Origin of the sequence: Plesiomonas sp. PI-19 (assembly GCF_021368255.1) — a bacterium.
In the GTDB taxonomy this organism is placed as follows: Bacteria; Pseudomonadota; Gammaproteobacteria; order Enterobacterales; family CAMTGL01; genus Plesiomonas; species Plesiomonas shigelloides.
The window spans coordinates 1,647,556-1,671,903 of the sequence record NZ_JAJNMQ010000001.1 but is presented as its reverse complement, the minus strand read 5'-3'; the positions used below and the strand labels follow the sequence as shown (position 1 = coordinate 1,671,903).

At 52.8% G+C, this 24,348-nt stretch carries 18 protein-coding genes; 16 read left to right on the top strand and 2 right to left on the bottom strand.

Features of this window, described 5'->3' with window-relative positions; translation table 11 throughout:
• Positions 1–182: 182 nt before the first annotated feature.
• The 4 genes from rlmKL to rmf all read left to right on the top strand — a co-directional run bounded on the left by rlmKL (position 183) and on the right by rmf (position 4,942).
• Positions 183–2,312: a bifunctional 23S rRNA (guanine(2069)-N(7))-methyltransferase RlmK/23S rRNA (guanine(2445)-N(2))-methyltransferase RlmL gene (gene rlmKL / locus LQ901_RS07570; RefSeq protein WP_010861843.1), complete on the top strand. Its 2,130-nt coding sequence runs from the start codon at positions 183–185 to the stop codon at positions 2,310–2,312.
• Positions 2,313–2,377: 65 nt separating this feature from the next.
• Entirely contained in the window at positions 2,378–2,614 is a 237-nt protein-coding gene (locus LQ901_RS07565) for a glutaredoxin family protein (RefSeq protein ID WP_036768499.1), read from the top strand.
• Positions 2,601–4,526 carry an ABC transporter ATP-binding protein gene (locus LQ901_RS07560; RefSeq protein WP_233672124.1) on the top strand — a complete coding sequence of 642 codons (1,926 nt, stop codon included), beginning with the start codon at positions 2,601–2,603 and terminating at the stop codon, positions 4,524–4,526. The genes LQ901_RS07565 and LQ901_RS07560 overlap by 14 nt, the downstream gene beginning before the upstream one ends.
• Before the next feature lie 242 nt (positions 4,527–4,768).
• Complete coding sequence (rmf, locus tag LQ901_RS07555) at positions 4,769–4,942, top strand: ribosome modulation factor (RefSeq protein ID WP_010861840.1); 174 nt, start codon at positions 4,769–4,771, stop codon at positions 4,940–4,942.
• A gap of 202 nt (positions 4,943–5,144) precedes the next feature.
• Here rmf and LQ901_RS07550 read toward each other — a convergent pair whose 3' ends face one another.
• The gene (locus LQ901_RS07550) at positions 5,145–5,666 is read right to left on the bottom strand and encodes a DUF2062 domain-containing protein (RefSeq protein WP_010861839.1); all 522 of its coding nucleotides are present in this window, start codon (positions 5,664–5,666) and stop codon (positions 5,145–5,147) included.
• A gap of 12 nt (positions 5,667–5,678) precedes the next feature.
• On the opposite strand from LQ901_RS07550, the gene LQ901_RS07545 reads away from it, so the two are divergent.
• The 6 genes from LQ901_RS07545 (at position 5,679) to LQ901_RS07520 (ending at position 12,887) form a co-directional block, all read left to right on the top strand.
• Positions 5,679–8,009 (top strand): DNA internalization-related competence protein ComEC/Rec2, encoded by a 2,331-nt coding sequence (locus LQ901_RS07545; protein WP_233672123.1) that lies wholly within the window; start codon positions 5,679–5,681, stop codon positions 8,007–8,009.
• A 34-nt stretch (positions 8,010–8,043) separates the two neighbouring features.
• Positions 8,044–9,792, top strand: coding sequence for a lipid A ABC transporter ATP-binding protein/permease MsbA (msbA, locus tag LQ901_RS07540; protein ID WP_010861837.1), 1,749 nt, complete (start codon positions 8,044–8,046; stop codon positions 9,790–9,792).
• Between the two features lie 119 nt (positions 9,793–9,911).
• A complete protein-coding gene (gene lpxK, locus LQ901_RS07535) occupies positions 9,912–10,916 on the top strand; it encodes a tetraacyldisaccharide 4'-kinase (protein WP_233672122.1) in 1,005 nt (334 codons plus the stop codon).
• Positions 10,917–10,927: 11 nt separating this feature from the next.
• Entirely contained in the window at positions 10,928–11,110 is a 183-nt protein-coding gene (locus LQ901_RS07530; RefSeq protein ID WP_010861835.1) for a Trm112 family protein, read from the top strand.
• Entirely contained in the window at positions 11,107–11,859 is a 753-nt protein-coding gene (kdsB, locus tag LQ901_RS07525) for a 3-deoxy-manno-octulosonate cytidylyltransferase (RefSeq protein ID WP_233672121.1), read from the top strand. The genes LQ901_RS07530 and kdsB overlap by 4 nt, the downstream gene beginning before the upstream one ends.
• Before the next feature lie 137 nt (positions 11,860–11,996).
• Positions 11,997–12,887, top strand: a complete 891-nt coding sequence (locus tag LQ901_RS07520) for a phosphotransferase (RefSeq protein WP_064977571.1) — start codon at positions 11,997–11,999, stop codon at positions 12,885–12,887.
• A gap of 30 nt (positions 12,888–12,917) precedes the next feature.
• Here the strand turns inward: LQ901_RS07520 and elyC are convergent, their stop codons facing one another.
• Positions 12,918–13,688, bottom strand: coding sequence for an envelope biogenesis factor ElyC (elyC, locus tag LQ901_RS07515; protein WP_225624478.1), 771 nt, complete (start codon positions 13,686–13,688; stop codon positions 12,918–12,920).
• A 611-nt stretch (positions 13,689–14,299) separates the two neighbouring features.
• On the opposite strand from elyC, the gene hdcA reads away from it, so the two are divergent.
• The 6 genes from hdcA to mukB all read left to right on the top strand — a co-directional run bounded on the left by hdcA (position 14,300) and on the right by mukB (position 24,228).
• Positions 14,300–15,181 carry a histidine decarboxylase, pyruvoyl type gene (gene hdcA / locus LQ901_RS07510; RefSeq protein WP_112865374.1) on the top strand — a complete coding sequence of 294 codons (882 nt, stop codon included), beginning with the start codon at positions 14,300–14,302 and terminating at the stop codon, positions 15,179–15,181.
• A 132-nt stretch (positions 15,182–15,313) separates the two neighbouring features.
• On the top strand, positions 15,314–16,666 hold the full coding sequence (locus LQ901_RS07505) for an amino acid permease (RefSeq protein WP_197665247.1): 1,353 nt from the start codon (positions 15,314–15,316) through the stop codon (positions 16,664–16,666).
• A 267-nt stretch (positions 16,667–16,933) separates the two neighbouring features.
• Positions 16,934–17,737, top strand: coding sequence for a tRNA uridine 5-oxyacetic acid(34) methyltransferase CmoM (cmoM, locus tag LQ901_RS07500; RefSeq protein ID WP_047707716.1), 804 nt, complete (start codon positions 16,934–16,936; stop codon positions 17,735–17,737).
• A 10-nt stretch (positions 17,738–17,747) separates the two neighbouring features.
• A complete protein-coding gene (gene mukF, locus LQ901_RS07495) occupies positions 17,748–19,070 on the top strand; it encodes a chromosome partition protein MukF (RefSeq protein WP_064977574.1) in 1,323 nt (440 codons plus the stop codon).
• Complete coding sequence (mukE, locus tag LQ901_RS07490) at positions 19,051–19,755, top strand: chromosome partition protein MukE (RefSeq protein ID WP_010861827.1); 705 nt, start codon at positions 19,051–19,053, stop codon at positions 19,753–19,755. Before mukF ends, mukE begins: the two co-directional genes overlap by 20 nt.
• A 6-nt stretch (positions 19,756–19,761) precedes the next feature.
• Positions 19,762–24,228, top strand: coding sequence for a chromosome partition protein MukB (gene mukB, locus LQ901_RS07485; RefSeq protein WP_233672120.1), 4,467 nt, complete (start codon positions 19,762–19,764; stop codon positions 24,226–24,228).
• Positions 24,229–24,348: the final 120 nt, after the last annotated feature.

The following is a 24,348-nucleotide window of genomic DNA, read 5'->3' as shown; positions in this document are numbered from 1 at the left end:
GCCGTATGGCAGCGCGGAACTTGGAGCCGGACGCAGCCATGCTGTTTCCGGCTTTTTGCTGCCGGCGTCTAGAGCCGTATAGGCCGAGCAAGAATGGCCACGATGACAACACGATTATTCACGGACTTTAAAGCCGAGAATGCGTATAATAGACCACAATTTTTCTTGAAATCAGAGACACGATGAAAGCATTGTTTGCAACAACAGCCCGGGGATTGGAAGAACTGCTGAAAACGGAGCTGGAGAGCCTCGGAGCACAAGAGTGTAAGCTGACACAAGGCGGCGTACATTTCAAAGGGGACATGGCAACCATGTACCGCAGCATGATGTGGAGCCGTCTGGCATCCCGTATTTTGCTGCCTCTGGCGACCTTCAAGGTGTTCAGCGAGCTGGATCTTTACCTCGGGGCAGGCAGTGTGAGCTGGCAGGATATGTTCGATGTGAACGATACCTTCGCCGTTGATTTTACCGGTACCAACAATGAAATCCGTAATAGCCAATTTGGTGCGGTACGGGTTAAAGATGCGATTGTTGACCACTTCAGCCGTAAAACCGGCCAGCGCCCGAATGTTGAGCGTCAGGATGCGGATATCCGTATCAACGTGTACTTAAACCGTGATGAAGCGGTGATGTCACTGGATTTGTGCGGCGACAGTCTGCACCAGCGTGGCTACCGTGACCGTACCGGTGCGGCGCCATTGAAAGAAAACTTGGCGGCGGCGCTGGTGCTGCGCTCTGGCTGGCAGATTGGTACACCGCTGGTGGATCCTATGTGCGGCTCGGGGACATTGCTGATTGAAGCGGCGATGATGGCGGCGGATGTCGCGCCAGCATTGTGGCGTGAGCAGTGGGGCTTTTTAGCGTGGAAAGGCCACGACCGCGATATTTGGAAATCAATTCGTGATGAAGCGCAGGCGCGTGCACATGCAGGGATCAGCCGTACCGAGCCGCTGTTCTTCGGTATCGATAACGATCAGCGCGTGATTGACCGTGCGAAAACCAACATCCGTAATGCCGGCCTGAATCGTCTGATTAGCGTTGGACGTGCCGATGCGGTTGCGTTGGAAAATCCACTGACCGCAGAGCAAAAAGCCGCGGGCGTACGCGGTACGGTATTGTCTAACCCGCCGTACGGTGAGCGTTTGGGCTCGGTGCCAGCGCTGATTGCCCTGCATACCGTGTTTGGTCGTCGTTTGAAGCAGCAATTCCCTGGCTGGCGTTTATCCTTGTTCAGTGGCGCGCCTGAGTTGCTGAGCTGTCTGCAGATGCGTGCTGAGCGTCAGTTCAAGGCTAAAAACGGCCCGTTGGACTGTGTGCAGAAGAACTACCAAATCGCTGAACAAACACAAGATAGCGCGCCGACGTCGTTCAAAGGGGCGGAAGATTTCGCTAACCGTCTGCGCAAGAACATCAAAAAACTCGACAAGTGGGCGGAGAAAGAAGGTCTGGAAGCCTACCGTCTGTATGACGCCGACTTGCCCGATTACAACGTGGCGATTGACCGCTACCTTGATCATATCGTGATCAACGAATACGCCGCGCCAAAAGACATCGATGAGCAAAAAGCCCGTCATCGCCTGTTTGATCTGGTGGTGGCAGTACTGGATGTCACCGGTGTGGAAGCGGACAAAATTATCCTGAAAGTCCGTGAGCGTAAAAAAGGCAGCAGCCAGTACGAGAAGATGGCGGAAAAAGGCGAGTACTTCGTGGTGCACGAATACAATGCCAGCCTGTGGGTCAACCTGACCGATTATCTGGATACCGGTCTGTTCCTTGACCACCGTCTGACTCGTCGCATGTTGGGCGAAATGGCGCAGGGCAAGCGTTTCCTGAACCTGTTCTCCTACACCGGCAGTGCCACTGTGCATGCGGCATTAGGCGGCGCGCGCAGTACCACCACCGTGGATCTGTCCAACACCTATCTGAACTGGGCTGAGCAGAACCTGATCCTGAACGATATTCGCGGTAATCACCGCCTGATTCAGGCCGATTGCTTGCGCTGGTTGGAAAATGCGGATGAGCAGTTTGATCTGATCTTTATCGATCCGCCAACCTTCTCGAACTCCAAGCGTATGGAAGATTCGTTTGATGTGCAGCGCGATCACCTAAAACTGATGGAGCATCTTAAGCGTCTGTTGGCGGCGGGTGGAACCTTGGTGTTCTCCAACAACAAACGCGGTTTCAAGATGGATATGGAAGGCATGGCGGAGCTGGGCTTGGAAGCGGAAAACATTACCGCTCGCTCTCAGTCACCGGATTTCTCCCGTAACAAGCATATCCACAACTGCTGGCTGATCCGCCACAAAGCGTAACACAGCAACACTGACGATGCCGGACTCGTAGGATTCCGGCATCGTGCCAATTCAAGGATGTATTCATGCCATATCGGCTTTACCACACGGAGTTTTGCCATCTTTGTGAGATGGCGTGGGCACTGATTGTTCAGGCTGGCCTTGCGCCAGACTGTGAACAGATTGATATCGCGGGAGACGAGGCGCTGGAAGCTGACTATGGCATCCGCATCCCGGTATTACGCGATCCGGCTGGCCGGGAATTGGGCTGGCCGTTTGATTTACAACGATTACAGGAGTGGTTAGCCCATGGCGCTGATTAACCTCACCGGCGCATACCTTTCTTACAGCGATGCGCCGCTGCTGGATCATACCGAACTGCATATTGAGCCGAACGAGCGGGTTTGTTTAGTTGGCCGTAACGGAGCCGGTAAGTCGACCCTGATGAAAGTGCTGGCTGGCGAGCAAAAGCTTGATGATGGCCGCCTGCAGGTGCAGCAAGATGTTGTGGTTGCGCGTTTGGAGCAAGATCCACCGCGTGATGCGCAAGGCAGCGTGTTTGACTATGTCGCCGAAGGCGTAGAAAAAGTTGCTCAGCAACTCAAAGATTACCACGACATTTCGCTGAAGATTGCTACTGATCCGTCAGAGCAGAATCTGGCGAAAATGGCTCGTCTGCAAGAAGCACTGGATCACTGCGATGGCTGGCGTTTTGAAAGCCGCATTCATCAGGTGATGGAGCAGCTCAATCTGAAAGAGGACATGGCGCTGTCAGAGCTCTCTGGCGGTTGGCTGCGTAAAGCGGCGCTGGCGCGTGCGCTGGTTTCTGACCCTGATGTCCTGCTGCTGGATGAACCGACCAACCACTTGGATGTGGATACCATTCGCTGGTTAGAATCCTTCCTCAAAGAGTATAAGGGCAGCATTGTCTTTATCTCCCACGACCGTGCGTTCATTCGTAACATGGCAACGCGCATTGTCGATCTGGATCGTGGCATTCTGGTGTCATGGCCGGGCGATTACGACAAATATCTGGAAGGCAAAGAAGAAGCCTTGCGGGTGGAAGAGCAGCAAAACGCCGAGTTCGATAAACGTCTGGCGCAGGAAGAGGTGTGGATCCGTCAGGGGATCAAAGCGCGTCGTACTCGTAACGAAGGTCGGGTGCGGGCACTGAAAGCTTTACGTCGCGAGCGTGCGGAGCGTCGTGAAGTGATGGGCACCTCGCGCATCCAAGTGGATGATGTTTCTCGCTCCGGCAAAATTGTCTTCGAGCTGGAAAATGCGGGCTACGAAGTGGATGGCAAAGTTCTGCTGAAGAACTTCACCACCACCATCATGCGTGGCGATAAGATTGCGCTGGTGGGGCCGAACGGTTGCGGGAAAACCACACTGATCAAATTGCTGCTGGGTGAACTGCAGCCAACGACTGGCACGGTGCGTTGCGGGACTAAGCTTGATGTAGCGTACTTTGACCAGTACCGCGCCGAGTTAGACCCCGAAAAAACCGTGATGGACAACGTCGCAGAGGGCAAGCAAGAAGTGATGGTAGCGGGCAAGCCGCGTCATATTCTGGGCTATCTGCAAGATTTTCTGTTCCATCCACGTCGTGCGATGACACCAGTCAAGGCGTTGTCCGGTGGTGAGCGTAACCGCCTGTTGTTGGCGAAGTTGCTGCTCAAACCGAACAATCTGCTGATCCTCGATGAACCAACCAACGATCTGGACATTGAAACGCTGGAGCTGTTGGAGGAGTTGTTGGCTGAATACCAAGGTACGCTGCTGCTGGTGAGCCACGATCGTCAGTTTGTTGATAACACTGTGACAACGTGCTGGATGTTTGAAGGGGATGGTCAGGTTTCCGAGTATGTCGGTGGCTACCATGACTCGCGTCAGCAGCAAGAAGCGGTGTTCGCCACCCGCGCTGCGCAGCAGCCGAAAGCGGCAGCCAAGTCAGCAGAAGAAGCCAAACCTGTGGCCGAAAAGCCACGTCGTACAACCGCGACAGTGCGTTTGAGCTATAAGCAACAACGTGAGCTTGATGAGTTGCCAGCGTTACTGGAGCAGTACGAAACTCGCATCGCCGAATTGCAGGCTGAAGTAGAAAATCCAGAATTTTTCCAAAAACCGCATCAGGAAACATCCCGCGTGCTGAATGAATTGGCTGAAGTAGAGCAAAAGCTCGAAACGGCTTTTGAGCGTTGGGAAGAGCTGGAAAATATTAAAAACAACAGTTAGTACAGAATAACTGACTGAATCTGTAACGGTTCTTTCGCTAATCTGTCATCAGGCCATCATACTCAGCAATCATGCTGGACGGTATGATGGCCTTTTTCTTTTTCGTTTCCCCGTGTCAGGCCTCACAAAAGCCGAATTGGCCTGAATTTTGCGCGTTGAATTCATCCCACGATTGTTCAATTCTTAGAGGGGAGGAGTTACTCCTCTTCTGAGTCTTCCGTACCAACATGAGGGAAACCTGAATGAAGAGACAAAAACGGGATCGTTTGGAACGTGCTCATTCACGTGGTTACTTTGCTGGATTAGAAGGGCGTTCGAAAGAGCTTTGCCCGTATCAAACTCTTGATGCGCGATCACATTGGTTAGGCGGTTGGCGCGAAGCAATGGAAGACAGAACGTCAAATGGTATTAAATAGGGCTGCCGGTATCGGAGAATAATTTACACCGGATATCACCCCGGCTGCCCTCAGAACATGCTCTTAGGACAGTCGTGACAGAGCAGTGACAGTAGTCCGCAGCCGGAATCAGTTAATCAGACATACCACGGGCACTCAGGGAGTGCCCTTTTTGTTGCTTAGGTTTTGTTGATTAAGCTATTGATTGCTTAAGATTGGTCGCTTAAGAATTGAGATTACGCTGGCGACGTTTTTGCCAGTTGCGCGTGACCGAGTAACGCCAGATCCCGCGGATAGCAAAATACCCCACGATGGCGGCCACAATCCCGCAAACAAAGCTGCCCAACAAGAACGGCGTAAACAGGTGCGAGAAGTGTCGCATCATCCACTCAGTCGTGAAATGCACTTCACCGGTGAACGGCGGTGTACCTAAGATCCACGAACCGACTTTATACGCGCAGTAGAAAATAGGCGGCATGGTCACGGGGTTGGTCAGCCACACCAGTGCGACCGATAACGGCAAATTGACCCGCAGCAAAATAGCGCCCGCCGCCGCCAACAACATTTGGCATGGCAACGGAATGAATGCAACAAACAGTCCGACTGCAAAAGCGCCGGAAGCAGATCGACGATTCAGATTCCACAGGTTGGCATGGTGCAGCCAGCGGTTAAGAATACGCAGGCTTTTGTGGTTCTGCATCGCCTCCTGTGAGGGCAGGTATTTCTGAATAAACTGTTTAAGCATGGTCACACACCGTTGAAACGATTTCTTATACTGGATACTGCCGCCGTTGCGGTTATTGCCGGAACTTTGCCTTTAGTGTGGCTCAATGCTTTACCCTCGTGGTTACTGCTGCTCGGGCTATTACCCCTGTTATTGTTCAGGTTGTTCCCGTCACCGGCCGCGCGTGGTGCGCTGCTGATTCTGGGGGTGTCCTTTATAGGGGCAATAACCGAGGCGCGTCAATTCTTGAATGAGAGTCAGCAGCTAAAATCTGACGCCGGTTATATTACCATCATTGCACAGATTAAAAGTCCCCTCCTTAAACGAAATGACAGTCGAGCAAAAAATCCACCGCGCGCACCGAGTACGGCGTCGTTAACCGAGCCTAAAGAGCGTCCGATTTTGGTGGAAGTCCTCTCGGGCGCAGGTTTAGCAAAGCCTTTTTTGGCGCGATTGAGCGTATTACAGCCATTACCGATGCAAGCGGGTGAGCGTTGGCAACTACAGGTTAAGTTGCGTCCGCTTTCTGGGCGGGAAAATGAAGGCGGTTTTGATGCGCAGCGTTGGATGATTTCCGAGCATATCTTAGCGACCGGCTTAATCAAGCAGGGGATACGTATCGGTGGTGAGGCCGATCTGCGTCAGCGCTTGATCAGTCGCAGCCTGCAACAGATGGTCGATTTACCCAATCAGGATGTGCTTCTGGCGCTGGCTTTCGGTGAGCGCAGCATGATATCCGATGCGCGCTGGCAAGTGTTTCAGTACAGCGGTATTGCGCATTTGATGGCAATTTCCGGATTACATGTGCTGTTTGCCGGTCTGTGTGGCTTTATGCTGTGTCGTTTGGCGCAGTGGTGTCTGCCGATGCGTTGGATGACGCCCTTGTTTCCGTTACTTGGCTCAGCGCTGGCGGCAGGCATCTACGTATGGCTGGCCGGTGGTAATTTACCGGCGCAGCGCACTCTGTTTGCCCTGATACTCGTATTAGCGGCGCGTTGTTTACGTTGGCAATGGCGGCCGGTGACATTACTGCTGGTGGTGATGGCACTCTTGCTACTGATTGACCCACTCACTGTGTTGTCGGATAGCTTTTGGCTTTCCTGTTTGGCGGTGAGCGTGTTGCTGGTATTGGGGCATTTCTTTCCGTTGCCTCCATCCCTTAAGCACCATCGTTGGCTGCGCATTCCCGCCGAATGGTTGCACATTCAACTGGGGTTGACTCTGTTATTAGCGCCGGTGCAATTGGCGATGTTTCATGGGCTACCGTTGCAAAGCTTGTTAGCCAATGTGCTGGCTATTCCCCTGATCACCTTTGTGACGGTTCCGCTTTTGCTACTGGCGTTACTCACCAGTGCATTGCCGGTGGTGGCAAGTGTCTGCTGGTTATTAGCCGATATCAGTATTCGGGTGCTGTGGCCGGTCGTGACGCCACTGGCCGAGCAATGGCAATGGCTACCGGCGCTTAGCCTTCCGTTAAGTTTGGCGTTGTTAGCGGGCGTAATGCTCTGGCGTTTGGGATTACACCGTAGCGCGCCAGTCGCCAGCGTGTTGCTGGTGGTGCTACTGCTGTTGCCGCTGGCTCGGCGTGAGCCCTTATGGCGCGTGGATATGCTGGATATTGGCCAAGGGCTAGCGATGGTGCTGAGCCGCAATGGGCATGCGATTGTCTACGATACCGGTAGCAGTTGGGATGGCGGCAGTATGGCGACCTTGACGCTACTGCCTTTTTTGCGTTGGCATGGCCTGACGCTAGACGGCATTATTCTCTCACATCAGGATAACGACCATGCCGGCGGTTTACCGGACTTACAGCGTGCTTATCCCGATGCTTGGCTGCGTTTATCCGGAGCGGTACGCGGGGCAGGGGCGTGTCATCGCGGACTTAACTGGCAGTGGCAGGGCCTTGGGATCCAGCCGCTATGGCCATTGCAACAGGTGCCGAAAGCCGGTAATACCGATTCATGCACCTTGCTTGTTACTGATGGGCGCTTTCGTGTATTGCTGACGGGCGATATTGATGCCGCTGGCGAGGCGCAGCTAGTGCAAAAGGGCAGTGAAATCCGCGCAGATATCATGACCATTCCCCATCATGGCAGTCGCTCCTCATCCACCTTAGCTTTCTTGCAGGCAGTACAGCCACAGGCGGCATTGGTGTCAGCAGGACGCTTTAATCAGTGGCGGCATCCTCGGGCAGAAATCTTAGCGCGTTATCAGCAACAGCAGATCCCCGTGTGGAATACCATTGATAATGGGCAGATTAGCGTTCATTTTTTCCCCGACCGTTACCAAATCCTGACCCATCGCAGGAATATTTCGCCGGTTTGGTATCGCCAGCTATTTGGCGCACTCCGATCAAACGGTTAGAATAGCCCGCTATTGTGATAAGTAGGCGAAATACATGCTGAATGATAAAGACCTGACGACGTGGCAGACGTTCCGCCGTCTGTGGCCGATGATCAAACCGTTCCGTCTGGGACTGATTGTAGCGGCTATCGCGCTGGTAATTAACGCCGGCACGGATACCGCGATGATCTCGCTATTAAAGCCGCTGCTGGATGACGGCTTCGGGAATGCGGATACCAGTTTCCTGCGGGTAATGCCGTTTGCCCTGTTTGGCTTGATGCTGCTGCGCGGTGTCACCAACTTTGTGTCTAACTACGGCTTGTCATGGGTATCCGGCAAAGTGGTGATGCATATGCGTCAGCGCCTGTTCAAGCACATGATGCACATGCCGGTGTCCTTTTTTGACAAACAATCGACTGGTACGCTGCTGTCTCGTATTACCTACGACTCTGAGCAGGTCGCGTCATCCTCTTCCGGCGCGCTGATTACCGTGGTGCGCGAAGGGGCGTACATCATCGGTCTGCTGGGCATGATGTTCTATAACAGCTGGCAGCTGTCACTGATTTTAGTGGTGGTAGGCCCTGTCGTGGCATTGGCGATTCGGGTGGTTTCCCGTCGTTTCCGCACCCTTAGCAAAGATATGCAAAACACCATGGGCCATGTAACGGCCTCTGCCGAGCAGATGCTCAAAGGGCATAAAGTGGTGCTGAGCTTTGGCGGTCAAGAAGTGGAAGCCAAACGCTTTGATGAAGTCAGCAATCGCATGCGTCAGCAGTCCATGAAAATGGTGTCGGCGACATCGATTTCTGATCCGCTGGTGCAAATCATCGCGTCCAGTGCGCTGTGTGTGGTGCTGTACGTGGCGTCGTTGCCGGAAGTGATGCAGACGCTGAGTGCCGGTACTATCACGGTGGTGTTCTCTTCTATGATGGCGCTGCTGCGTCCGCTCAAATCGCTGACCAACGTGAACGCGCAGTTCCAGCGCGGTATGGCCGCGTGCCAGACGCTGTTTACCATTTTGGATATGGAGCCGGAAAAAGATGACGGTACTCGTCGTCTGGAGCGTGCCAAGGGCGATATTGAATTCCGTAATGTCACCTTTACCTACCCAACCAAAGATACTCCAGCGCTGAAAAATATCAGCTTTACCGTTCCGGCGGGCAAAACCGTGGCATTGGTAGGGCGTTCTGGCTCAGGCAAATCGACCATTGCTAACTTGCTAACCCGTTTTTATGACATCCAAGCCGGTGAGATCCTGATGGATGGTCATGAGCTGCGCGAATATCAGCTGTCTGACCTGCGTAATCAGGTCGCACTGGTTTCTCAGCAAGTGCATCTGTTCAATGACACCGTGGCTAACAACATTGCTTATGCTCGTACCGATGTGTACAGCCGTGAGCAGGTGGAGCAAGCGGCAGAAATCGCCCACGCCTCCGAGTTTATCCAGAAGATGGACCAGGGCTTTGATACGCTGGTGGGTGAAAACGGCGTGCTGCTTTCCGGTGGTCAGCGTCAGCGTATTGCGATTGCCCGAGCCTTGCTGCGTGATTGCCCAATTCTGATTCTGGATGAGGCCACCTCGGCGCTGGATACTGAATCGGAGCGCGCTATTCAAGCAGCGTTGGATGAACTGCAGAAGAACCGTACCGCTCTGGTGATTGCTCACCGTCTGTCAACCATCGAAAATGCGGATGAAATTCTGGTGGTGGATGAAGGCGAGATTGTTGAGCGTGGCAAACATGCTGATCTGCTGGCGCGAAACGGTGCCTATGCCCAATTGCATCGCATGCAGTTTGGGGAATAACCGCGTATGCAAGCCGTGCAATATCTGGAGCGAGCCGCGCTTACGCGGCTCTTTCAGGAGCCGATACTGAAAGGAATAACGCAAGGCATCATGCAAGCTATCATGCGAGGAGCTGGGCGATGATAGAGAAACTCTGGTTTTCCCGCTCGCCTTGGTGTTGGCTGCTGTTGCCGCTCAGCGCCTTGTTTGCCCTGATCAGTGGCGTGCGCCGACTGGCGTTTCGTTTCGGGCTAAAAAAAGCGTGGCGTGCGCCGGTTCCTGTAGTGGTGGTCGGTAATATCACGGTCGGCGGTAACGGTAAAACGCCGATGGTTGTCTGGCTGGTGGAGCAATTGCAGGCGCAAGGTTACCGTCCGGCGGTTGTGTCACGCGGTTATGGCGGCAAAGCCGAGTGTTATCCACTGCTGGTGACCGATAACGTATCCACGGCGCAGGCCGGTGATGAGCCGGTGCTGATCCGTCGGCGTACCGGCGTGCCGGTGGCGGTAGCGCCGCAGCGCAGTGCTGCTGTGCAGGCGCTGCTTGATGCCCATCCGCAGCAGATTGATGTCATCATTACTGATGATGGGTTGCAGCATTATGCGCTGGCGCGCGATATCGAAATCGTGATTGTCGATGGGGTGCGTCGCTTCGGAAATGGCTTTTTGCTGCCAGCGGGCCCACTACGGGAAACGCCGCAGCGTTTACGCTCGGTAGCCGCGGTGGTGGTGAATGGTGGTGACGCGCAGCACGGCGAAATCCCGATGCAATTAGCGCCCGATCTGGCCATCAATTTGGCTACTGGAGAGCGCCGCGCGGTGAGTGCGTTACCGCACATTGTTGCGATGGCCGGTATTGGCCATCCCCCACGCTTTTTTGCCACTTTGCAGCAACTAGGCGCTGCACCGGAGCGCTGTGTGGCGTTTGCCGATCATCAGGCCTACCACGCAGAGCAGCTCAATGCGCTCGCGACGACAGAACAAACCTTGTTGATGACGGAAAAAGATGCCGTCAAATGCCGTGATTTTATCCAACCAAACTGGTGGTATTTGCCAGTCAGTGCTCAACTGCCGGAAAGTGCAGGGCAGGCGCTGTTGGTGCAGATCATCGCCAAGATCACAGCGCAAAAAACCGATCATATCTAAGGAGATGACGTATGGATCACCGTCTGCTTGAAATTGTGGCGTGCCCGGTTTGTAAGGGAAAGCTGCATTACGATAAAGAGAAACAAGAGTTGGTTTGCAAACTGGACCGTCTGGCTTATCCAATGACCGATGGTATTCCGGTATTGCTGGAAAACCGCGCCCGTGAACTGACCGCTGAAGAGATCCTGTCATGAGTTTTACCGTGATTATTCCGGCTCGCTACGCGTCCACCCGTTTGCCGGGTAAGCCGCTGGCGGACATCGGTGGTAAACCGATGGTGGTGCACGTGATGGAAAAGGCACTGCAATCTGGCGCTGAACGCGTGATTGTGGCGACCGATCATCCTGATGTTGCGACAGCGGTCAAAGCCGCTGGCGGTGAAGTTTGCATGACGCGCGTTGATCACAATTCCGGTACTGAACGCTTAGCCGAAGTGATTGAACATTACGGGCTGGCCGATGATGCTATTGTGGTAAACGTGCAGGGCGATGAGCCGTTGATCCCGCCGGCGGTGATCCGTCAGGTCGCGGATAATCTGGCGCAAGCCACACAAGCGCGTATGGCGACCCTGTCAGTGCCGATTCGCGATGCCGAGGAAGCCTTTAATCCTAATGCGGTGAAAGTGCTGACCGACAAAGATGGTTATGCCCTCTATTTCTCACGCGCCACCATCCCGTGGGATCGCGATAACTTTGCCCGCAGCCGTGAGCAGATTGGCGATTTTTACCAACGCCATGTGGGCATTTATGCCTACCGCGCCGGTTTTATCCGTCAGTACATCAATTGGCAGCCGAGCCAGTTAGAGCAAATTGAGTGCCTTGAGCAGCTGCGCGTGCTGTGGTACGGCGAGAAAATCCACGTCGCTCAGGCATCCGAAGCCCTGCCGGCGGGCGTGGATACCCCAGAAGATCTGGATAAAGTGCGCCAGGTTATTGCGGGTTAATTCTTAACCGAGCAGACAAAACTGAAAAACCACCCTTGCGGTGGTTTTTTATTGGCCATATTTTATTTGCCACAATAAGAAAAATGGTGTCATCTTTATAAGAAGCAGACAATGCAGGGCGGTACAGGAGGTACGAAATGGAAGGTTTGCTGGACGATCTGGGGCAGCTGCTGGGAGAGCCAGTGTCACGGGCGGAAGTGATTGGCCGTGGTCAGGTGGCGACCGTGTATGCCTTGTACGACAGTCAAAACCGCACCTTCCCTGTGGTAGCGAAAGCTTACCCAGTGGCGGGGGTGGCGCAAAATGAGATGAACAAGCTGTTGCTGTTGTCTCGTCACTCTTGGGTTCGCGTGCCCGCGGTGCACAGCGTGTATTGTCCGACCCGAACATCCCTCTATAAAGAAATCTTATTGTTGGAGCGTTTACCGGGGATCACGGTTTCAGCCCCTTGTCGCAGCACTGATCGCTCTCAGGCATTAAGTGAACATATCGTAGATTGCTTGCTGAGCTGGCACCGTGTTGATAGCCAAGGTTTCACGGGGATCAGTGGCGATCTCAAAGAGCAAGGATGGACGGAATGGTATACCCGCTATCAAGTGCAGCTGTGGAACCAGCTGGAAGCCTTTACCGATTGCGATTATGCCGAGCGGGTGATTTTGTACCGTTCACTGGAGAAAACGTCGCGCCTGTTTAGTGAGTTTGATGATACTTGTGTGTTGGTGCACGGCGATTTTCGCTTACGTAATCTGCTTAAAGATGTGAAAACAGATCAGCTCTTAGCGGTACTCGATCCGGGCGAGATCCAAGCGGCACCACGCGAATATGATTTGATGCACCTGTGTGACGATCCCTTTGCCGAGAAAGTGCTGTCCACTTACCTCAAACGCGCCCCTGTGGCGGAGCAATTTGCCGCGCGGCGTTGGCTTTATAAAGTGTGGGATGAGGTGGCGGCGGGTTTACGTTGTGGCAAGATGAACCATGAGCGGTTGGCGGCCTACAGCCAAAACTTGATCCCGTGGTTGGAATAACCGCCAGCGCAGCGGTTATTCCACGCATATTTAGTGCTTACCTTTGAGCGTTAACCACCATTCACCCAGTAGCTCATACCACGCGCGTTCACTGCGCTCAAGGTACGAAGCGGCGGGGAAGTAAGTCTCCCAGAAATTAGCATGGCCATCAGAGGTTAACTGGTTGGCCGGTGCGGGGATGGGATGCATGCCGTTATCAGCAAACAGGCGCATCGCGCGCGGCAAATGGCTGGCGGAGGTGACCAGTACTGCAGGCTGATCTTTGATCAACGCTTTCATTGCCAGCGCTTCATCTTCAGTGTCACGCGGGGTTTCAATCAGCACCATGTCTTCTTTAGGCACCCCAAGGCTGGAGGCCACCTGCGCCGCGACACGCGCGCTACTGACCTCTGATGCTGCCGGAGCGCCGCTAAACACCAACTTGGCTTTGGGATGCATACGGTAAATACGGATCCCTTCAGCAATACGTGCCAGTGTATTACGGCCAACTTGCGCACTTGGTGGCAGCAGCGGATCATAAGAGTAAGAGCCGCCGAGCACGATGACAAAGCTGACATCGCCATTAGGTTGATAAGTCGGGTATTTGTTTTCGGTGGGGCGCAGCAGTGCATCGGCCACCGGCTGGAAGGAAAGCAGCAACAAAACAATCCATCCCGCAGAGATCAGGGTTTTGCCCGTTTTTTGCCAGCGGGTAAACCACAGCAGCAATAACCCGAGCAAGATCAGCAGCAGCATGGCCGGTAACGGCATGACCAATGCGCCAATCAGTTTTTTCAGTTCAAACATTCCGAATGCAGACATAGCATCCCCGTAGACATTATTTTCTGCCATGATAGTCGATTAAGCCTGAAAAAATAACCACATACGCCAGATTAGGCTCCTTGTGACGAAGTTGTGTGCCCACAATCCCGCCTTGCTCGCAACTTACTGTGTGAAAAATGAACACCGTTACACCTAGGGTTGAAGCTGAGCTATGCGCAGTATTTAGGTTTTTTGTTCCTTTAGTTCTCTTATTCCTTTGTAGGCTGGTGTTGTTGGTAATTTTGGGTTGTCTTCCTGTCAGTCTTTGATTTTAAATATATTAGTCTATAAACAAATTCTCATTAATGAATTATCGCTGAAGTAAGTCGTATGCTGAAAATTAAATGAGCATGTTGAATATTGTCATGCTATTTAAAAATGTAATAGTGAAAAAGTAAAAATGAAATGGGAAAGGAATAAAAATATGTCAATGCGATTTCCATATAATTCTTTCGCCATCAAATACGCAAAAAGATTACAGTGAGAATTGTTTGCTTACGCTTACGAATGTAACAGAGTTATATGTGTGATTAGAGTCACGATTCAGCAGGATAAATCGATTAATTTACTTCTCAGTTTAGTGAATATCTATCTACGCTGAGGGTGAAATTATGCGAGCTCCTAAAATTGATAAAACGGCGATCAGTCCATTTGACCAATATTGTGATGGTTATGGTGCGCCAGGTGCTCAAGGGCTGGGGTATGTGTCCGTTCTGAAAGTCTCTTCTGGTAGCGTATATAAAACCGATGATGACCTGTTAGATGGGATCGTGGCCTATGACCGCGCTGAATGTAATGATGCGTATGTAGGCCAGATTAATATGCTGACGGCCTCAAGCTTCTGTGGCTTGGCCGGTCAAGTGTGGGGCCATGATTTGGCGGTGCATGAAGATATCCATGACAATAAAATTAAACCGGTATTATCCATTGAACAATATGATGGCACGATGCTGGATGTATTCGATGCTCAGCCATTGCTGGATGCCGGTAAAGAGTTGTTTGGTACCGAGTCTAATCGTCGCTTCCCGCTGTTGCCGGGCGCACATGTCATTTGCGCCAACAAGAGTGTGACCGCGTATCGGCCGAAAGACGATGTGCTGCATGAAGGCGAAGCCTATGGCGTGTGGTCATTTATTGCCATTTCGCTGTCGCATGACCGTGATAACTGCGCAGATTTATTCATTGAAGATGCCGGCATCTGGACCAAAAACGATAGCGAAGCGGATCTGAAAAAATTCCTCGAAGAGCACCGTACCTCGGTAGCATGGTCAGTAATTGCCTGTGGTAAAGATTCCCACGTTCTCTTTGACCGCACGTATGTTGGCTTCTCTTATACCATCATGAAACCGGGTGAAATTGGTACTGCTTTGACTTGCGCCCCTTATGCGACCTTGGCGCGTAATGCGATCCCAACCCGTGGCTTCCATAGCCTGAATAATATGCAGTTAAATGAATGGTTGGCAGATCGTAATTTGCCGCGTCTGTCTAAATAACATGTGAATTTCCGCTTATTACACCCGATAGCAAAACTTTTTGTCGACAGTGATATTCACTGTCTGGGTTGAGAGGTTTTGTTATCGGGTGTGCGCTGAAACCGAAAATTAAAGGTGATAATGATGGCTGAAATGTCAGGGAGCAGTGCGCATAAAATCGGCCTTGCAGCACTAACACTGGTGACGGCATCTAATATGATGGGCTCCGGTGTTTTTATGTTACCGACTAACTTAGCCGGAGTCGGTTATATCTCTCTATGGGGATGGGTCATTACGATTATTGGTGTTATCGCCTTGGCATTAGTATTTGCCAAGTCCAGCCTAATTAATCCACGTATTGGCGGGATTGTGTCTTATGCCAAAGATGCATTTGGGCCGTTTGTAGGTTTTCAATCCACCATCTGTTATTGGATAAGTGCCTGGATTGGTAATGTTGCTTTGTTAGTTGCTGGGGTGGGTTATTTGAGTTATTTCTTCCCCGCACTGCATGAGCCGGTGTATAGCTGCATTACCTCCATCGTCATTTTGTGGGCATTTGTTTTATTAGGCTCATTTGGCGCGGATATTGCGGGCCGCTCTCAGTCATTTACTGCCACCTGTATGCTGATTGTGGTGCTTGGGGTCGGGTTTATTGGCTGGTTCTGGTTTAAACCGGATAACTTTACTCAGGTGTATAACGCCACCGGCAAAAGCGATTTGCAGGCCGTGATGAGCGCAGCATCTATTGCGCTGTGGGGCTTTCTTGGCGTGGAATCGGCTGTGGTATCGACCGGTCAGGTCAAAGATCCTGAACGTACCGTGCCAAAAGCCACCGTGTTTGGTTTGCTGATCACCGCCATTTGCTATGTCAGCAGTTGTACCGTAATCATGGGGATCGTGCCGCACGAAGTGCTGGTGCATTCGCCAGCGCCGTTTGCGTCGGCGGCCAGCTATATGTTTGGTCCGTTGGCCGGTAAAGTGGCGTCAGCGTTAAGTATCATTGCGTGTTTTGGGTCACTGTCGGGCTGGTTGATTTTGCAATCGGAAGCGCCGCGAGCGGCAGCCAAAGATGGCATCTTTCCTGCGTTTTTTGCAGAGACCAATAAAAACAATGTGCCGGTAAAAAGTCTGGTGTTTACCGGTGTGCTGATGAGTCTGGTGTTATTCATGACTGCATCGCCAAATCTGGCTAAACAGTTTGAGATTGTGATTCTGTTGTCAGTCTTTGCCTCATTATTGCCGTATATCTACGCGATTATTTCGCTGCCTATTTTGATGATTAACCGTGATATGGCCGCCACCCGTACGTTTCGCGTGTATACCGGATTGGTGTTAATCGGGATTGTATTTTGCCTCTATGCCTTGCTGGGCTCCGGCAGTAACTCGCTATACTGGGGCATTTTGATGGTGCTGATCACCATTCCGCTGTACACCTATGTGGCGGCGAAAAAACACAGCGCTGCCGTTGTCGATAGTGCTCATGCGGCAACCAGCAGCAAAAGTTAACTAAATGCCATTTTAAGGATGTGCCACAGACTTGTTGTTTCATGCTGATAGTCTCATACGGCGACAGAACGCAGTTCTTGTCGCCGTATTGCTTTGCAGACGCCCCTTTACCGGCGGGTATTTCCCTTTAAAACCGCGCAAAACGATCGCAAAAAATCCGCTTTCCACCTCTCTTCCCGTGCACAACGTCATAATTGAATAATAAAAAACCGATCAGACCGGCAAAGGGCATTTTTCCGCGCAGAATATGTCAAAATAGGACCTTTCATGCATGAGTGGGTGCCAGCGGTGTCTGAAGATCAGAATTTTGACGGCATTGTCGATAAGTTCGCACAGAATATTTACGGCTCGACTAAAGGGCGGATCCGTGAAGCCGTTCTGCAGCAAGATTTAAATCATCTGCTGGCGCAGCTGCCTGCGCGTCCGCTACGGATCTTGGATGCCGGTGGTGGAATGGGGCAGTTGTCTCGTTTTCTGGCGTCACAAGGGCATTTCGTCACCTTGTGCGATATTTCGCAAGAGATGCTAGAAAGTGCTGCCGCTGCGGCCGCTGCCGAAGGGCTGTCTGATCGCATGCAGTTTGTGCACTGTCCGGCACAACAGGTGGGAGAGCATTTAGACGCTCCAGTAGATCTGATATTGTTCCATGCTGTGCTGGAATGGGTCGAAGATCCGGTCGATGTGCTGACGCGTTTGGCGGAGCAGCTGGTACCGGGCGGCGCGCTGTCATTAATGTTTTATAACTACAATGGCATGCTGCATCATCACCTGATTGGCGGCAACTTTGATTACGTGAATGCGGGCATGCCGCGGCGACGTAAAAAATCTTTAGTGCCGACTCATCCGCGCCACCCTGAGCAGGTGTATCAATGGTTAACCGATTTGCAGCTACGCATTGTCGGTAAGACCGGTGTGCGCGTATTGCATGATTATCTGCGTGATAAATCACAGCAGGAAACCAAATTTGAGCTGCTGCTGGAAATGGAGCAGCGTTATTGCCGGCAAGAGCCTTATATTAGTCTTGGCCGTTACATTCATGTCATGGCACGCAAGCCTGAGATGAAATTTTAAGGGACATTGCATGAGTGAATTTTCCCAGACCGTACCTGAGCTGGTCGCCTGGGCGAGGAAAAATGACTTCTCCATTGCATTGCCGGTGGAGCGTCTGGCTTTTCTGCTTGCCATTGCCACCCTCAATACCGAGCGTTTTGATGGCGAAATGTCAGAAGGGGAACTGGTCGATGCGTTTCGTCATGTGAGCGAAAGCTTCAGTCTGGCCAATGAAACCCTGAATCAGCGCGCCAACAACGCCATTAACGATCTGGTTCGCCAGCGTTTACTGAGTCGTTTTACCAGCGAAGTGATGGAAGGGCAGTCAATTTATCGCCTGACCCCGCTCGGCATTGGCATTACCGATTACTATATTCGTCAGCGTGAATTTTCAGCGCTGCGTTTGTCTGTCCAGCTGTCGATTGTGGCGGATGAGATTCAGCGTGCGGCGGAAGCGGCAGAAGAGAACGGGGATGACGCCCACTGGCGGCGTAATGTCTATGCACCGCTCAAATATTCCGTAGCTGAAATTTTTGACAGTATCGACCTGACCCAGCGTCTGATGGATGACCATCAGCAAGCCGTGAAAGACGATATTGCTGCGCTACTGAGCAAAGATTGGCGGGCGGCGATCAGCAGCTGTGAAACGTTGCTGGATCAAACCTCCGGTAACCTGCGCGAACTGCAAGATACGCTGGAAGCCGCTGGCGACAAGCTGCAAGCCCGTTTGCTGCGCATTCAAGATGCCACTTTAGGCCACGATGATCTGGCGTTTGTCGATCAACTGGTGCTGGACTTGCAAGCCAAGCTCGACCGCATTATCAGTTGGGGTCAGCAAGCCATTGATCTTTGGATTGGCTATGACCGCCACGTCCATAAATTTATCCGTACCGCAATTGATATGGATAAAAATCGGATCTTTGCTCAGCGTCTGCGCCAGTCTATCCGCGATTACTTTGATATGCCGTGGGTACTGTATCACGCCAATGCCGATCGTCTGCTGGATATGCGCGACGAAGAGATGGCGCTGCGTAACGAGATTGCGGTGGGGGATTTACCGCCAGAGCTGGAGTACGAAAGCTTAAGCGATCTGAACGAGCAACTGGCCGCCAGCATTGAAAGCTTGCTGATTGAGTATCGCCAGCAGCAGCGTCCGCTTGATTTGGCGGCGGTGCTGAAAGACTTCTTACGACGCTTCCCAGGTGCGCGTCACTTTGATGTATCGCGTCTGCTTGTTGACCAAGCGGTACGCCTTGGGGTAGCGAAAGCCGATTTTGCCGGCCTGCAGCCAGAATGGCAGGCCATTAACGACCACGGAGCCAAGGTTCAGGCCCATGTCATCGATGAATATTGATCAATATATTCCTGTGCGTATGGCACAGGCGATTGCTAATCCGATTTTCCCTGTCCTCGACAGCCAGCTGCGCGCCGGTCGTCACATCGGTTTGGAAGATCTGGATAACCATGCCTTCCTGATGGATTTCCAAGGTGAGCTGGATGAGTTTTACCGTCGCTATAACGTGGAGTTAATCCGCGCGCCGGAAGGGTTCTTCTATCTGCGCCCACGCTCAACCACCTTGATTGCACGAAGCGTGCTGTCTGAGCTCGACATGATGGTCGGCAAGGTATTGTGTTACCTCTACCTCAGCCCTGAGCGTCTGGCACAAGAAGGCATTTTTACCGTAGCCGACCTGTATGACGAGCTGCTGAATTTGGCCGACGAAACCAAGTTGCTCAAGCTGGTGAATAACCGCTCGACTGGCTCGGATCTGGACCGCAAAAAGCTGCAGGAGAAGGTGAATACCTCCCTGAACCGCCTGCGCCGTCTGGGCATGCTGGTGATGATTGGTGACAGCGGCAAATTCCGTATCTCCGAAGCGGTATTCCGCTTTGGCGCGGATGTTCGTAGCGGCGATGATCCACGCGAAGCGCAGTTGCGCATGATCCGTGATGGGGAAGCGATGGCGGCAGACACGTTGTCATTAGATGATGCTGTGGACGATGCGGGCGAAACCATCGTCGATGATGGTGAGGAATAATCGAACATGATCGAACGCGGAAAATTTCGCTCATTAACACTGGTTAACTGGAACGGCTTCTTTGCTCGGACATTTGATCTTGATGATCTGGTCACAACGTTGTCCGGCGGTAACGGTGCGGGTAAGTCCACCACCATGGCGGCCTTTGTCACCACCTTGATCCCCGATTTGACGTTACTGCACTTTCGTAACACCACCGAAGCGGGCGCGACCTCAGGCTCTCGCGATAAAGGTCTGTACGGTAAGCTGAAAGCCGGTGTCTGTTATGCCGCTATTGATACGCTGAACTCACGTAATCAACGTATGCTGATTGGTGTTCGTTTGCAGCAAGTCGCCGGTCGTGATCGCAAGGTGGATATCAAGCCGTTTGCGATTCAAGGCTTGCCGATGGCCACCAATCCGACCGATTTGCTGACCGAAAAACTGTCGGACTCCAAAGCGCGTGTTCGCCAGCTGCAAGAAGTGCGTGATTTGGTCGATGAGCTGGAAGGCGTGCAGTTTAAGCAATTCAACTCGATTGCTGATTATCACAGCCTGATGTTCGACATGGGTGTGATCCCGAAACGTCTGCGCTCTTCATCTGATCGCAGTAAGTTCTATCGTCTGATTGAAGCGTCTCTGTACGGTGGTATTTCCAGCGCCATTACCCGTTCTCTGCGCGATTATTTGCTGCCAGAAAACGTTGGCGTGCGTAAAGCCTTCCAAGATATGGAAGCGGCGCTGCGTGAAAACCGCATGACGCTGGAAGCGATTCGCGTCACCCAGTCTGACCGTGACATGTTCAAGCAGTTGATTGCCGAAGCCACCAACTATGTGGCGGCGGACTACATGCGGCATGCCAACGAGCGCCGTCAGCATTTGGAAGATGTGCTGAATCTGCGCCGTGAATGGTTCGGTGTTCGCGGTGAGCTGGTTAACCAGCAGTATCGTCTGGTCGAGATGGGCCGCGAGCTGGCGGAGCACAAAGGCGCCGAAAACGATCTGGAAGCCGATCATCAGGCGGCCAATGATCACCTGAACTTGGTGATGACCGCTCTGCGTCAGCAAGAGAAAATCGAGCGTTATCGCGATGATTTAGAAGAGCTGTCGGTTCGTTTGGAAGAGCAGAACGAAGTGGTCGCCGAATCCACCGAAGCGTTGGCCGAAGCTGAAGAGCTGGCAGAAGGCGCGGAAATTGAGGTGGACGATCTCAAGTCTCAGTTGGCCGATTACCAGCAAGCCCTAGATTCCCAGCAAACTCGTGCCCTGCAATATCAGCAAGCGGTGCAGGCGCTGGAAAAAGCGCGCGCGCTGTGTGCATTGCCAGAGCTGACTGCTGACAATGCTGCTGAATGGCAAGAGGAGTTTGTGGCCCGTGAACAGGAAGCCACCGAGCGTTTGCTGAGCCTTGAACAGAAAGTGAACGTGGAGCAAGCCGCTGCCGGTCAATTTGATCGCGCGTATCAGCTGGTTTGTCGCATTGCCGGTGAAGTGGCGCGCAGTGATGCGTGGCAAACCGCCCGTGAACTGTTGCGTGATTTGCCTTCGCAACAGCATCTGGCCGAGCGAGTTTCCCCGCTGCGCAGTCAGTTGGCCGAGCTAGAGCAGCGTTTGCGTAGTCAGCAAGATGCTGAGCGTCTGCTCAATGATTTTATCCGTCGTAGTGGCAGTCGCATTGATCATCCGGCTGAGCTGGCTGAAGAGCAAGCGCGTTTGGATCTGCAAGCTGAAACCGTTGCGGCGGAGCTGTCTGAGCATCTGGAGCAGCGTAGCAGCTTGCGTCAGCAACGCGAGCAGTTTGCCGGTCAGATTGCCGCGCTGTCTAAGCGTGCGCCGCAGTGGCTGACCGCGCAAGATGCGCTGAATACCTTAAGCACCCAGATTGAACAGCCACTGGAAGATGCGCAAGCCGTGATGCAGCAGATGCAAAATCTGCTGGAGCAAGAACGTGAGCGCACCGTGGCGCGCGATCAGGTGGCCGCGAAAAAGGCCGTTATCGAAGCGCAAATCGAACGTTTGGCACAACCGGGCGGGGCGGAAGATAGCCGTCTGGTTGCGCTGGCGGAGCGTTTGGGCGGTGTATTGCTGTCCGAAATTTATGATGATGTGACGCTGGATGATGCGCCGTACTTCTCGGCGCTGTATGGTCCGGCGCGTCATGGCATCGTGGTGCAAGATCTTTCTGCGGTACGTGAACTGATGCCAGAGCTGGTGGATGACTGCCCAGAAGACTTGTATCTGATTGAAGGCGATCCGCAGTCGTTCGATGACAGCGTTTTTGAAACGCAAGAGCTTGAAGGCGCGGTGGTGGTGCAGATCTCCGAGCGTCAGCTGCGTTATTCGCGCTTCCCAGCTGTACCGCTGTTTGGTCGTGCCGCACGCGAAAGCCGTCTGGAAACGTTGCGCGCGGAGCGTGAAGAGTTAGCTGAGCGTTACGCCACGCTGTCATTTGACGTGCAAAAACTGCAACGCCTGCATCAGGCGTTTAGCCGCTTTGTCGGTGAGCATCTGGCAGTGGCGTTTGAGTCTGATCCAGAGGAAGAAATTCGTCTGCTGAACCAGCAGCGCAGTGATATCGAACGTGAGCTGGCGCAGGCCGATGCCATTGAAAAACAGCTGCGCACGTCACAAGAACAATTGCGTGAACAACTGAACCTGCTCAATCGCTTGGTGCCGTTGACCGCGTTGCTGGCCGATGAAGATCTTATTGATCGCACCGAAGTGCTGCGCGAAGAGTTGGATGCGGCGCTGGAAGCCCAGCGTTATATCCAGCAATACGGCGTGCAGTTGCAACAATTAGAGCCGTTGTTGTCGGTACTGCAAAATGACCCGCAGCAGCAAGATAGCTTGCAAGCCGATTATCAGCAGGCGCAAAACCAGCAGCGTGAAGCTAAGCAAAAGCTGTTTGCCCTGTCTGAAGTGGTGCAGCGCCGCGCTTACTTTGCTTATGCCGACTCCGTGGGTATGGCCGGTGAGTCCTCTGGTCTAACCGAAAAACTGCGTGAGCAACTGGCGCATGCCGAAGCTGAGCGTAGCCGTCAGCGTGATCGTCTGCGTCAACTGCAAAGCCAGCACAGCCAATATCATCAGGTGTTTGCTTCGTTACGCAGCTCGCACGATGCTAAGCGCGATATGCTGGCAGAGCTGGAGCAAGAGATGCAAGACATTGGCGTGCGCGCTGATGCCGATGCGGAAGCCCGCGCACGTAGCCGCCGCGACGAGCTGCATGCCCAGCTGAGCAACAACCGTCAGCGCTGCAGCCAGCTGGAAAAACAGATCGCGACGCTGGAAGCCGAAATGGATGGCCAGCAAAAACGTCTGCGTAAGCTGGAGCGTGAATATCTGAGCCTGCGTCAGCAAGTGGTGCAAGCCAAAGCGGAATGGTGTGCGGTACTGCGTCTGGCGCGCGATAACGATGTGGAGCGTCGTTTGCATCGTCGTGAGCTGGCTTACTTGTCAGCAGACGAGCTGCGCTCGATGTCGGATAAAGCGCTGGGTACGTTGCGCCAAGCGGTGGCGAATAACGAGATGCTGCGCGATGTACTGCGTGCATCAGAAGATTCGCGTTATCCACAGAAGAAAGTGCTGTTCTACATTGCCGTGTATCAGCACCTGCGTGAGCGTATTCGTCAGGACATCATCCGTACCGACGATCCGGTGGATGCTATCGAGCAGATGGAAATCGAGCTGGCGCGTCTGACCGAAGAGCTGACTAGCCGCGAACAGAAGCTGGCAATCAGCTCCGAAGCGGTAGCCAACATCATGCGTAAGACCATTCAGCGCGAGCAAAACCGCATTCGCATGCTGAACCAAGGCTTGCAGAATATCTCGTTTGGTCAGGTACAAAGTGTTCGACTGTCGGTGAATATCCGTGATAGTCACGCCATGTTGCTGAGCGGCCTGTCTGATCAGCAAGAGCAGCATCAGGACTTGTTCTCTAACAATCGTCTGACCTTCTCTGAAGCGTTGGCGAAGCTGTATCAGCGCCTGAATCCGCACATCGATATGGGTCAGCGCACGCCGCAGACTATCGGTGAAGAGTTGCTGGATTATCGTAACTACTTGGATTTGGAAGTAGAAGTCTTCCGTGGCTCGGATGGTTGGCTGCGCGCCGAAAGTGGGGCGTTGTCTACCGGTGAGGCGATCGGTACCGGTATGGCTATCTTGCTGATGGTCGTACAAAGCTGGGAAGAAGAGTCGCGCCGTCTGCGTGGTAAAGACATTGCACCGTGCCGCTTGTTGTTCCTTGATGAAGCTGCGCGTCTTGATGCGAAATCTATCGCTACTTTGTTTGAGCTGTGTGAGCGTCTGGATATGCAGCTGCTGATTGCTGCGCCAGAAAACATCAGCCCAGAGAAGGGGACCACCTACAAACTGGTACGTAAGATCTTCCAAAACCACGAGCATGTGCATGTGGTGGGGCTGCGTGGCTTTGGGGCTGAGTTACCGCAAAGTGCGCCGCAAGCAGCGCCTGAGAGTGCCGAGATCTTGTGATACTGAACGGTTAATTTTTCGGTAGAATTTTAATAAAAAGCTGTGCATGATAATCCGTCATGCGCAGCTTTTTCTTTTATTATCAGCAATGTGTTGTAAATAAATGATGAGGTTAAAAAT